The following is a 12,384-nucleotide window of genomic DNA, read 5'->3' on the forward strand; positions in this document are numbered from 1 at the left end:
TTATCAATTCAGCGCGGCTGGGTCGTTTTGTGTTGCTTAGTCTAAATTCCAGTAATGAAAATTCCATCAACCATGTCTATTTATTTTCAGATGGTAATCCTAGCTCAGGCGAAACCGATTGGATTAAAATCCGACAAAACTTAACTACTAAAACACGAGGTAGCATTCGTTTATCCACTTTTGCCTTTGGCTCTGATGCAAATGCTAGGGAACTCAACACTTTAGCTGGTTCAGCAAGTGGAAGATATACTTTTGTGACAGATCCTAGCACTATTAAATTTAATCTTAGAGATGAATTATATAGGAGAGAATATTTAGCTGCTATTAATGTTCAAGTAAGCATAGAAATTGATCCAGAAGTTTTGATTATGTACTTGTACGGTCACGATCAAATTACTGATTCTGTGAGTAGGGCAGCAGTTTTAAAGAATGTTGAGGGTGCTAGAAAGAAAGCCAAAGATAAATTCGGTGTTAAATCAGCACCTGACATCATAACTCAAGATAAAGGAATCCGAATTTTTGTGCCAGACTTAGCTGTTGGTGAAACATACTGGATAGTTTTTGAATTGGGTATTCCCAAAGGAAAAACTTCAGCTTCAGTCGGACAAGCAACTGTACAATATGTCAACACATTTGCCCGGAACAATGAGCAGTATAAGCTTAGATTAACACCACGAGGTAACTTGCCACCTGACTTAGTTGTGCGACAAGCATTAGGATTATGGACAAGTGAAGTAGCCTTCTATGCACTTGATGATTTATATCAACAAGATTTAGTAACAGCAGAAACTCACATTCAGAATCATGTTTCTTTACTTGGTACTATAAACGCTGATTTGCAATCTGAATCGATCTCTGATGATATGATCACGCTTAGGAAGTTTGTATCACTTGCTCAAAACCTTGGAAAATTAACAAGTAACTCAGACAGACCCTCACAAGCTACTAACGTTGTATTTGTTCAAGCACTTAATGAATTTGGCAGAATCAGAAATGGTTTTAATCAGCCAACAGCGGCATCTGCGCCAAAAGCCAGATAGGATGGTAGGAAGCAGTTAGTTTACTTTCGTTTGCGGTCAGTACCAAGATATTTCTCAACACGTTGGAGCTTGGTATTAGTCCAACCAGTCTGCTCCAAAATCTTCTCCAAAGACTTGGTAGTTTCATAAGGAACGCTGATTGGAGTCAGGTGTGAATAAAGCCAAAACAGAATAAAAAATGAGATCGGAGAGAAAAGCCAGATCATAATAGCTCTACCCCAACCTTTAACGACCGATTCCGCGTCTTTTTGGTTCAATCTCGATATTCCCGTCTGAATCTCGTTCAATTGTTCTTGTAACGGTTGGCTCAATGTCTCTGGTTGCCTGGGGGAGATATTGTTCAAATTCTCGGAGAGTTTGGTTAAGCTCGTCAATTGCTTGAGTTGTTGCTGCGACGTTAGATTTAATGCGCTCAAGGCTGTCCCTAGCTGATTGCAACTCGTCGCTAGATTTTTGATGTTCTCCGTGTGGTCGGCTTGAATCTTCAATTGCTCCGCCGTCAGTTGACTCCATTCGTTTAGCTCTACCTGTAAATTTTCAAATAATATTTTCCAATCTTGGGGTGCGGTTTCTGTCAACTGCGCCAAATAACCGATGTACTGCACTAACCTAAACGCTGGGTCATCTTGTTTCATCCCAGAATCAAGCGCAAACCGCAGCACTTTAGCTTGAAACTCAGGCGGTTTTTCTGACAGCAACCTATCTAAATGAGATACTCCACCATTACCTGTATGCATTAGGGTGTGGGGTGTAGGGTGTAGGGTGTAGGGAAATGTTTTTCATTTATTTTCAAGGGCACGAATTAGAGACAGTAGAATCTTGCCAACTAATTCACACTGATTTAGAACAGTATTAATTATCTGCTCAGAAGCTAGTTCTACTCTAATTGCCAGTAATAAATGTGTTTCTAATTCTTTAAGAGAACCTTGAGCTATGTACAAAAATTGAATATATTCTCCACGAGTTTTTCTACCATATCCTTCTGCAATATTGGCGGGAATTGAAACAGCAGCGCGACGAATTTGAGATGTCATTCCATAGGTTTCCTTTTTAGGAAAGGTTTTCGTTACTCGGTAACAAGTCTCAACCAAATTCATACCTTCTTGCCAAACTTTTAAATCTCGGTAAGACCGTATCGATGAATCTTTCATAAATACTCCATACCCTACACCCTACCCCCTACCCCCTATACCCTTCTTTTTACTCTAACCCCAATTGCACAGCCGCCTTAGAAAACTCAGTCTCAACCGCATCAATCCAGCCAAAAACTCTCGATTGATTACTCAAACTAAAATCCTCATGCTCTAGAGCTTCCCTGAATGTTAGATCCTTGGAGTCAACGAGGTCAAAAATATCGTCATATAACTCAGGCAATAACAGTTCAATTGCTCCCAACGCTTCCACAACCTGCTTGATCTTAGAATTGTTGTAACGAGTGAACTTGTGTTCATCACCCCAGTAGAGATTTTTCACAACTACATAATCAACTTTGTCGCCGCAGAAATCCACCAGCCGTTTTAACTGCAATAAACTATCTTTGACTCGACCCAGCACCGACACCATAGTGATGCGATAACCCAAACGCTGGGCATTTTGAAATAAAAAAATATCCTTAGCTACTGACTCAAAATACTCAACAGCCCCAGCAGGCAGATCCACAAGGGAAACTTGAGGAGATAAACGTTTCAAATCATCCTGCAAAGCATCAGCACCACCACGCTGATTTAATTTGAGCGTTTGCACCCCTGGTTGAACCTTGTTGTAGTGGCGATAAAGCTGAGGATTAGACTGGTCACACTCGTAAGCGATGCAGTTAATATTTCTGTGGCGGTAAATGTCGAGGAGAATCCGCGCCACTACACTTTTACCAGTACCGCCCTTATCCCCAGTTACCAACACTAAACGCCCAAGAGTTTTTGGCTGTTCAGTTGCTTTTTGTTCCTGAACTTGGTCAGCCGATTGTTTAGGTTTGACTACCATCTACAAATCCTCATCGTTTATTATTTCAGGCACAAAAGCAAGGTGAGAGGAATTTTGATTCTCTGGAGCTTTAACATCAGAGGTCTTTTTAGCCGTTTTAGGAGTTTTAGTAGTTGTTGATTTTGATGAAGCTGGTTTTAATTCTGGTTTTGATTGAGACTGAGGCTTGTTGGCAGGTTTAGTATTGCTTTCTGTAATCTCAGGATTCTCGTCTAAAGCCGGCTCATCAATAACTTGTGTACTGGTATTCTCAAGACTTGGAGGAGTGACTGACTTTTTGCGTGTAGACCGACGAATATCGTTAAGTAAATAACGGATACGTTCAGGACTGATATTGATATCCAAAGGGGCTAAAGTTTTAGACACTTCCTCGTAGCTATAGCCGAGACGAAGCACCCGTTCAATTTGACGGCGCATCTTTTTAATAGCCGCTCGTGCCGGAATATCATCTAATTCCTTAGCACCCAAAGCGCGTAGAGCATCAAGAGCTTCTGGAATCTTCGACTTAGGAATATTATCTTTAGCCACAAGAGTAAAAATCAAACTAATGTTTATGTTTAAAACTTTACTTTAATGTAGAGCATCTATCTAAAGACAGGTAATTATCAATGCAACAAATAGTTAAGAGACAGCAACAGATATTAACGTAACTGATTGAACAGTGATTACTCAAAGCGTGTAAGATAACTCACGAACAGTTAATCAAAAACAAATCACATAGTTATCACTAAAAATTAGCCACACTATAATTTACGTCAACTCATTAGTAATATCATCGTGGTGGTAGCCGCAGATTACGCACTTTGCCCCCATGTTGGTTGTTCCCCTAGTCCTTCTGCCTCCCCACGTCCTGGTTAAAAGCAACCCATGCCTAGCACTGCGTGCTGTCGTCGCTACGCTCGACTCAGCAGGCTTGCCAAAGGGGGAAGTATCCCCACTTTGGAAACCCCCTCTAAAACTGCATCAATTCTTATTTGACTTATGTCTAAAGCTTCTTCTCAATCACTTGTCCGCACCAAAATGTTGCAAGTGCGATTCAGCCCAATTGAATACGAGATGATTCGCTCCAAAGCGGAAGATACAAGCATGAGTTTGGCAGAATTAACAAGACGTTGTATATTACTGCGACCAATCCCAGCACCACCGCCGCGATTGGGCAGAGTTACTCTTGATACATACCTGGAACTGTCGCGCATCGGCAACAACATCAACCAACTGGCCAAAGCCACCAATACCGCCATTAAAATGCAGTTGCCACCGCCAGCATCACCAGAACTTCTACAAGAGTTACTAGAACTACTACAACACTGCCAACGGGAAATAGCCAATACCTTCATCGAAGAATCGGACGAGGAAACAGATGATTGGCAACCAGACTAAAGGGCGAGGGTTTCGCGGATTGCTGAATTATTTGGAGTCTCAGAAAGATGCCAAACTCATTGGTGGTAACATGGGTGGCAATAACGCCCGTGCCCTGGCTAGAGAATTCAAAATTTCCCGACAACTAAACCCAGAAGCTGACCGAGTAGTGTACCACGCATCATTATCACTACCAGACAACGAGCGACTAGACGAATCAACCTGGAACGAACTTGCTAACCGCTATCTCGAAGAGATGGGCTTTGACAGTAACCAGTACGTAGTCTACAGACACAGCAACACGGAACACGACCACATACATATCTGTGCTAGTCGCATCCGTTTAGATAACGGGAAGATTGTACATGATAGCTGGGATTACAAGCGTAGCGAAACCATTATCCGGCAGCTAGAACGAGATTACGGCTTACAACAAACCCAAAGCAGCCATGAGAAATTATCACGTAATCCCAGTATTGGGCAACAAAAGCGGCTAGAAAGAGAATACGAAGAATATATCAACGGTGAGCGCCCGACACCACAAGAGCGCCCTATTAAGCAACAACTCCAGGAATTAATCGACCGCGCCACCCAAGATAAACCGACTATGCCCCAACTGGTTGAGCGGTTGCAATTACAAGGTGTAGAAGTTCGTCACGGATTAACGCGCAATGGTAAAAGTAAGGGCATTTCGTACTCGTGGAATGATCAGAAATTTAGCGGCACATCTTTGGGGCCTGCCTATACATTCCCAGGTTTACAAAAACATAAGGGGATTGATTACCAGCCCCAACGGGATGATGAGCTTATTGAGAATCTGTTGAAGAATCCTAAAGAGCAAGCAGTGGATGCAATCTCTGACTTTATTGAACAGTCAGTAGTTGATGATGCCTTGGCTGAAACGTTGCCACAACTAACAGAACAATTGTCCGCATATCAGCAGCAGCTAGCTAATAAGAAAATCGCATTCGATGACCTTGGAACGGCAATTGATCGTTTGAAGGAAATCCAGAGATCACAAATAACAGTGGATGCAATTTCTAACTTTATTGAACAGTCAGTAGTTGATGATGCCTTGGCTGAAACGTTGCCACAATTAACAGAACAACTATCTATTTATCGGCAGCAACTCCTTGGAGCTAAAACTGCATTCAATGACTTTGAAACAGCGTTGACGACTGAGTTGCAATCCCATGCAGATCAGAAAGCCATTTTATCAATCTTTGATTATATTGAGCAATCAACTATCGAGTCTGCTTTAACCCAAACAGTATTAGGATTAACAAAGCAAATTTCTCAATACAAAGAGCAACTAGTTAAAGATAAAACTACATTCAATGACTTTGATGAAGCATTTACGGCTGAGTTACAATCTCATGCAGAGAAGAGAGCTATCTTATCAATCTCTGATTATATTGAGCAATCAACTGTCGAGTCAGCCTTAACTGAAACAGTATTAGAATTAACGCAAAAACTTTCTCAATACAAAGAGGGACTTGTTACAGCTAAAGCTACATTTAATGACCTGGATGCAGTTCTTGCGACTGAGTTACAATCATATCTAGAGAAAAGAGCTATTTCATCAATTTCTGATTATATTGAGCAATCGACTATTGAATCAGCCTTAACCCAAACAGTATTAGAATTAACACAACAACTTTCTCAATATAAAGAGCAGCTTGTTACAGCTAAAACTACATTTAATGACCTGGATGCAGTGCTTGCGACTGAGTTACAATCATATCTAGAGAAGAGAGCCATTTCATCAATTTCTGATTATATTGAGCAATCGACTGTCTCTTCAGCATTAACTGAAACAGTATTAGAATTAACACAACAGCTTTCTCAAAATCAGCAGCAGCTAGAAGCCGGAAGAACCATATTCGACGACCTGGAAGCAGCGATTGTTTATTTGGAGCAACTCCATAGATCACAAAAACCAGTGGATGCAATTGCTCTTAACAAAGCTCAAACTCTAGCCGCAGATAAATCAAAACTAACCCCGAATCAAACAGCCGAGTTATATAAGTATTACAGCGCCGACTTGCAAAACTTATTAGTGACTGACCGAGATAAAGAAATTGCTATTAGGGCGCTATTAGATGATAAGCCATCTGAGGAAGTTGAAGAAATTATCTTTGCCAGTCCAGCCGGATGGACTACTGATGAAGCTAAAGCATTAGTTCTAATCGCTAACAATCAACTGCCATCCAATAGAGAACAAAAACAGAGTTCACCTCAGTTCACACCACCTCCAGAGGATGAAAGCCTACGCCCAGTATTACAGCATTTCTTGACTCAAAAACGCGGTATAACAAACTTCCTTGTACACCCATTACAGCAGCAGGGGTTGGCTTATATAGATCAGCAGGAAAATGTTGTGTTTATCAAGCGCGATCTGAACGGTGAAAAATCAGGCGCACTGGTTTGGGATACCCATCGCCAAGATAATCGTGCTTTCAAGTATTCCGACAGTGATCGCTCCGAGGGCTGGTTTCACCTGAAATTGGGTGGAGAGGCAGACGATAAAATCGAGAGAGTATTCTTGTGTGACTCCCCCATTGATGCGCTGTCAATGGCAGAGATTGACAGAAAAGGACACAAGGGGCAACCACCAGTTAGAACAATGTACATGGCAGTGGATGACCCGAATAACTTCCCTTTTGAACTCCTCAGAAATATTAACAGGATTGGGCTGGCATTTAATAATGATGATCAAGGAAATCAAGCCGCCCAGGTTGTTCAGGAAATGCTGCCCCAGGCTAAAAGAATTCCACCGTCGGGGCTGACTTGGAATGAGATTCTTATTGAACAGCAGCGACAGCAGCAAGAGGAACTGGAGCAAAAGCAACGGGGACGAGGGTTTAGTCGGTAATATCATGTTGAACAGGCGAAAATGAATTGCTATCTGAGGCAGTGGTAAGTGAAAATAATGAAGCGATCGCCATTTATCAGCAGATGCTGAAAGTTAATCCCAATTCTGCCAAAGCGCATTTTCTATTGGCTAAATTTCAACTATTTAATTGGTATTATCATGCTCGAAACCAGCTAGTAGGAGCTAAACTCAAGCAGACAGGGTTGAACCATTTAAAAATAGCCACATATTTGTACCAAAAGCAGGGGGATACTGTAGCTGCGGCAAAATTGGAGAAGGTATACTCTCAAGTACAAAAGGAGACGAACCCAGTTAATTGGGTATTTCCAGAATGGCGCTACGTTGATGTCAAGCTTTCAACGCAGTAAGAGGCGGGGTTAAGATGGCATATCGGCTCCATGCCCAATAGGTTTTTGGTAGCACAAATGTAGTTTTTAGTAGTATTGGTTGAAGGTTGTTATTTCAAATTTAGTTTTTGATTCAAAAAAACTTTCGCAAAATTTTTGCGTACTGTGCCAGATAGCGACAAACTAATTTGTACAGTGTTAGGTGATGTTATGCTGCCCTTTGAACAGATACAGGTTAAGTCAAAAGCAAGAAATTCGAGGTATCGTTGTGAAAAACATAAACAACGTAAAATTCTCATCTGGTATGTATTGTGAACGTTGTGAACGAGATAAGGGCTAGAACGTGTAATACTCATTTGCATGAGAAAAACTTGTTAACTTAAACATAATTGGAGTTAATCTGTGCCGCAAAAAATCTTGATTTTGGCAGCAATCCCCTACGGTTTGCGCTTGGATCGGGAGATTCGAGATATTGAAGAAGCTATACGAAGAGCCGCAAGACGAGATTTGTTGGAAATTCGGATTAGAACTGCTGTACGTCCTCAAGATATTCGCAGGGCGATCGCGGAAGAACACCCTCAAATTGTCCATTTTTGTGGGCATGGCCTACCAGATGGCAGCTTGGTTTTGGAGGATAATGAGGGAAACAACAAACCAGTCTCATCAGAGGGATTGGTAGCATTATTTAAGTTGCACGCTGATTACGTAAATTGCGTGCTGCTCAATGCTTGTCATTCAGCGAAACCAGCTGAGGCAATCAGTCAATACATTAATTATGCAATTGGGATGAATCGGGAAATTAACGATAAAGCCGCAGTTGCATTTTCTCAGGGTTTTTATGATGCTTTGGGGTATGAGGCTCTAGATAATCGAGATATCTTTCAAAGAGCTTTTGACGAAGGTCTAGTCGCTATTCAACTAGAAAATATTTTAGAAGAACAGATTCCAGTTCTTAAAAAGAAAAATAGTTTTTCTTCTGTTGATAATTCGCTACAAGAACCAAGGTTTGATTCAAAAATTAAAGGACTGGAGCCGAGTGAGCGGACTTCCCTTCCTCCCATTTCTACAATATTAAGAGCAGACTATAACCAACTCCGCGATTTGTTGAAAAAAAAAGCTTGGCAAGAAGCAGATCTAGAGACAGTTCGGATTATTCTGCATGTTGCTAGGAGATCAAAAGAAGGCTGGTTAAGAGCTAAGGATCTTAAAAATTTTTCCTGCTCAGATATCTGCATGATTGATCAACTTTGGATAGAAGCTAGTCAAGGTCAATTCGGCTTCAGTGTGCAAAGAAACATCTGGTTTAGCATTGATGGACAGCCAGGCAAGTTTGATGCTGCAACCTTTCGTAATTTTGGGGACAGTGTAGGTTGGCGAGTCAATGATGATTGGTTAAGAAATTATACGAGCTTCAATTTTTCCCAAGCTGCTCCAAAAGGACATTTGCCATCTTTGAGATTCCCTCATGCTGAAGACGGAATGAATTGGTTGGAGGCATGGCAAGATAATTTCAAAAACTTCTTGACTCTTGTGGAAGGTTGTTTGTCTCGCGCCTTTTGATTGTAAGGTGCCGCACAAATCTGATTCAAAAAGTTGCTTCTGATCGCATGGGGTGCGTAAAATAACTGAACTCAATTGTTAGTAAACCCTGACTTCGCCGCTATTTTTGCGAAATTTTACGTAAAAAGTGGGAACAGTGGTGATTTTACTATATGTCATTATCCAGAGAACTGAAATCTAGTAATTAAGCTTCAAAATTGGTCGGAAGTAGTGCCCATCTATCCAAAATTATTATGCAGCTTCAAAAACTACCTTCGTATATAGTTACGTTAGCGGGCGTGGTAATACTAGGTGTTGTCAGCTTTTCAGTCAACCAACCCACTCAGGCATTTACTGCAAAGTCAACTGTACAAGTACCGCTTAACAAAAGTTTAGCTACTCAATATAGGCAGTTAGCGATCGCGCCTCTAGGCAACTCATCTATTTTACTAGCACAAATTTCACCCGTTGGCAGCATAGCAGTCATCCTTGTAGTGTGTGGAATCGTAACTGGAGTGATCCTGGTACCAGGTATTGTCCAAATTGGGCAGAATGAAATTGGAATTGAACGCAAAAAGTTTGGTCGCCCAACTAGCCACTTAATTGCCTTCGATGAAAAAGAGGCAGGTTGGCAAGCTAAGATACTGAGTCCTGGATTGTACTGGCGCTTGCCTTGGCTGTATGAGATCCATAAAGAAGAAGCTGTCTGTATTGCTCCAGATAAAATTGGCATAGTGGAGGCAAAAGATGGTGCCCCTTTATCATCCGGTCAAAACTTTGGCAAGGTAGTTGAGTGCAATAAATTCCAGGATGCACAGGCGTTTTTTAAAAATCAGGGACAGAGAGGGAAGCAGCGAGCGATTTTAAATATTGGTACATATCGAATTAATACCAAGCTGTTTGCCGTTGAAATCAGAGATGTTATTCGTATTCATCCAGACCAAGTTGGCATAGTTGAAGCAAAAGATGGCGCTCCCCTATCATCAGGTCAAAACTTTGGCAACGTAGTCGAGTGCAATGACTTCCAGGACGCGCAGGCATTTTTTGAAAAGGGGGGACAGAGAGGAAAACAACTAGCCATTCTCAAAGCTGCAATTTACCAAATTAATACAGAACTCTTTAAAATTCAGCGAGATTCAGTCATCCGCATTCAGACAGGTGAAGTTGGCATAGTTGAAGCGAGGGATGGCGCTCTTCTACCACCTGGTCAAAATTTTGGCAAACTTGTTAAGTGCAATGACTTCCAAGACGCGCAGGCATTTTTTGATCAAGGAGGGCAGAAAGGGAAACAACTAGCCATTCTCAAAGCAGGGACTTACCAAATTAACACTGCATTGTTCAAGGTTCGCACAGCACCGATTGTCAAAGTCCTGCCAGGAGAAATTGCTTTAGTGGTTGCTCAAGGGGGTACGCCGTTATCACCAGAAAGAATCCTTGGAAGGGCTGTTGAATGCAATAATTTTGAAGATGCACAAGCATTTATCACTAACGGAGGACAGAGGGGCAAGCAGTTAGCTATTCTCAGGGCTGGTGAATATCAAATTAATACTGATTTGTTTACTATCGTAACCACGGAGAATGCTACCGAATATGGCATGAAACCTGAATATCTAAAGCTTTGCACAATAGGGGAAGATAAGATTGGAATCGTTACGACTTTAGATGGATTGCCTATCCCAGAAGGTGAAGTTGCTGGTTCATTCATTGAGGGACATGACAAATTTCAGAATGGACAAAAATTTATTGATGCAGGTGGTTTCCGAGGTTTGCAGGAGGAATTTCTGCAAGAAGGTTCTTGGAGCCTGAATCCTTGGTTCGTTAAGGTTGAACAAGTACCACTGACAGAAATTTCCGCCGATAAAGTCGGAGTAATTACTTCCTATATTGGTAAGAATGTTGATAATGCCTCTACAAAAGAGTCTCGATTAGTAGATGAAGGATATAAGGGAGTACAGAAAATACCACTTCGCCCTACCAAATATGCCATTAATACGAGAGTCAAAAGTGTAGATATCGTCCCAACTAACGAAATTATCCTAAACTGGTCAGATGAACCAAAACCAGCGGAAAACTACGATGCAAATCTTAAAGCGTTGAAACTTCGTTCTAAGGATGGATTTACTTTTGATATTAGGGTTACTCAAGTTATTAGTATTGCTGAAGAAGATGCACCCAGAATGATCTTACGTGTTGGAGCTAAAGTAGCTAATAATTCTAATCAAACACACAAAAACACTGCCATTAAGAATCTTGTGTCCAGAGTTCTTGGCCCTATGATTGACAGTTTCTTCCGAAATTCAGCCCAAGGTTATGAAGCTCTAGATTTTCAAGACAATCGGGTTGAAATTCAGAGAGGAGCAGAAGAGCATATTAAGGCAGCCCTGAATGCTTATGGTGTCAAAGCAATCAGTACACTGATTAATGAAATTGATCCCCCTGATGAATTAGAAGAACTTGTGAAGCAGAGCAGAGTTTTTGAAGAGGAGCGCAAGACTATTGAGGCAGAGAAATTGACTGAACAAAAACGCCAAGGTCTTATTGAGGAACGGGAAAGAACAAAAGCTCAGGCTGAAATAGTTAAAGCTGAAAGAGACCTTGAAATTGCAGATTTAAAGGCTAAAGCGAAAATCAAACAAGTGGAAGCAGATGCAGAAGCTAAACGTCGCATGGATGATGTTGACTTAAACACAAAGCGACAACAACTTGATATGGATGCAGATTACCAGGAACGGCTGAGAAATATTGACATTAACGAGCTGCAACAGATAATTCTAGCTCTGAGTCCTGAACTATACGCGAAGATTGAATCAGAGAAGGCATGGAGCCATGCATTAGCTCAACTCAAAATAGATATGCCAGAAATATTTATTGGGGGGAGTAGTGGTAGTTCCCCAGGAGCAGATGCTCTCCAAGCTGGTACTATGCAGTTTGCATGGATGGATATGTTGAGAGATATGTTAAGACAACGGGAACCTAAGCAAATTGATATGTCACCGAAAGTCGAAGTATTGAATCCTGTTGATAACGGCTAGAAATGGTTAATGCTGAAATACCAAAATTGCGCTATTGCAGTGATGGAGATTTGCTCAATTAAACAGGTCTGTAAGATTTTCGATCACTTTCTATCAAATTGAAAAGTTAATCAAAAATCTTACATTCCAAAGTCTCATAAATTTCCGCTTCAAACTAATAACTGGAATTTAGACTAAGCAACACAAAACGACCCAGCCGCGCTGAATTGATA

The 12,384-nt window shown here is 41.2% G+C and carries 10 protein-coding genes; 6 read left to right on the forward strand and 4 right to left on the reverse strand.

Going from position 1 to position 12,384, the window contains the following annotated elements; translation table 11 throughout:
- On the forward strand, positions 1-1,040 hold a 1,040-nt coding region (locus RM049_RS38445), incomplete at its 5' end, for a VWA domain-containing protein (RefSeq protein WP_322707993.1).
- 20 nt (positions 1,041-1,060) lie between these two features.
- Here RM049_RS38445 and RM049_RS38450 read toward each other — a convergent pair.
- Genes RM049_RS38450 through RM049_RS38465 form a run of 4 tightly spaced genes read right to left on the reverse strand, consistent with a single transcriptional unit; the run spans position 1,061 to position 3,563 of the window.
- Positions 1,061-1,777 carry a DUF6753 family protein gene (locus RM049_RS38450; RefSeq protein WP_322707994.1) on the reverse strand — a complete coding sequence of 239 codons (717 nt, stop codon included), beginning with the start codon at positions 1,775-1,777 and terminating at the stop codon, positions 1,061-1,063.
- Between the two features lie 42 nt (positions 1,778-1,819).
- Positions 1,820-2,191 (reverse strand): four helix bundle protein, encoded by a 372-nt coding sequence (locus RM049_RS38455; protein ID WP_322707995.1) that lies wholly within the window; start codon positions 2,189-2,191, stop codon positions 1,820-1,822.
- 49 nt (positions 2,192-2,240) lie between these two features.
- A complete protein-coding gene (locus RM049_RS38460; protein ID WP_322707996.1) occupies positions 2,241-3,020 on the reverse strand; it encodes a hypothetical protein in 780 nt (259 codons plus the stop codon).
- Positions 3,021-3,563 carry a hypothetical protein gene (locus RM049_RS38465; protein ID WP_322707997.1) on the reverse strand — a complete coding sequence of 181 codons (543 nt, stop codon included), beginning with the start codon at positions 3,561-3,563 and terminating at the stop codon, positions 3,021-3,023.
- 438 nt (positions 3,564-4,001) lie between these two features.
- Between RM049_RS38465 and RM049_RS38470 the strand changes: the two genes are divergently transcribed.
- The 5 genes from RM049_RS38470 to RM049_RS38490 all read left to right on the forward strand — a co-directional run bounded on the left by RM049_RS38470 (position 4,002) and on the right by RM049_RS38490 (position 12,172).
- On the forward strand, positions 4,002-4,400 hold the full coding sequence (locus RM049_RS38470) for a plasmid mobilization protein (RefSeq protein ID WP_322707998.1): 399 nt from the start codon (positions 4,002-4,004) through the stop codon (positions 4,398-4,400).
- On the forward strand, positions 4,381-7,254 hold the full coding sequence (locus tag RM049_RS38475) for a relaxase/mobilization nuclease domain-containing protein (RefSeq protein ID WP_322707999.1): 2,874 nt from the start codon (positions 4,381-4,383) through the stop codon (positions 7,252-7,254). Before RM049_RS38470 ends, RM049_RS38475 begins: the two co-directional genes overlap by 20 nt.
- Positions 7,255-7,280: 26 nt before the next feature.
- Positions 7,281-7,622, forward strand: a complete 342-nt coding sequence (locus tag RM049_RS38480; RefSeq protein WP_322708000.1) for a hypothetical protein — start codon at positions 7,281-7,283, stop codon at positions 7,620-7,622.
- Positions 7,623-8,003: 381 nt separating this feature from the next.
- Positions 8,004-9,161 carry a GUN4 domain-containing protein gene (locus RM049_RS38485; RefSeq protein ID WP_322708001.1) on the forward strand — a complete coding sequence of 386 codons (1,158 nt, stop codon included), beginning with the start codon at positions 8,004-8,006 and terminating at the stop codon, positions 9,159-9,161.
- 233 nt (positions 9,162-9,394) lie between these two features.
- Positions 9,395-12,172 carry an SPFH domain-containing protein gene (locus tag RM049_RS38490; protein WP_322708002.1) on the forward strand — a complete coding sequence of 926 codons (2,778 nt, stop codon included), beginning with the start codon at positions 9,395-9,397 and terminating at the stop codon, positions 12,170-12,172.
- Positions 12,173-12,384: the final 212 nt, after the last annotated feature.

The organism is Nostoc sp. DedQUE04, assembly GCF_034530995.1.
Classification (GTDB): domain Bacteria; phylum Cyanobacteriota; class Cyanobacteriia; order Cyanobacteriales; family Nostocaceae; genus Nostoc.

Bases quoted from the DNA above. Each gene is read 5' to 3' on its own strand.
- RM049_RS38450 (WP_322707994.1), bottom strand. From the start codon at position 1,777: ATGCATACAGGTAATGGTGGAGTATCTCATTTAGATAGGTTGCTGTCA.
- RM049_RS38455 (WP_322707995.1), bottom strand. From the start codon at position 2,191: ATGAAAGATTCATCGATACGGTCTTACCGAGATTTAAAAGTTTGGCAA.
- RM049_RS38460 (WP_322707996.1), bottom strand. From the start codon at position 3,020: ATGGTAGTCAAACCTAAACAATCGGCTGACCAAGTTCAGGAACAAAAA.
- RM049_RS38470 (WP_322707998.1), top strand. From the start codon at position 4,002: ATGTCTAAAGCTTCTTCTCAATCACTTGTCCGCACCAAAATGTTGCAA.
- RM049_RS38475 (WP_322707999.1), top strand. From the start codon at position 4,381: ATGATTGGCAACCAGACTAAAGGGCGAGGGTTTCGCGGATTGCTGAAT.
- RM049_RS38490 (WP_322708002.1), top strand. From the start codon at position 9,395: ATGCAGCTTCAAAAACTACCTTCGTATATAGTTACGTTAGCGGGCGTG.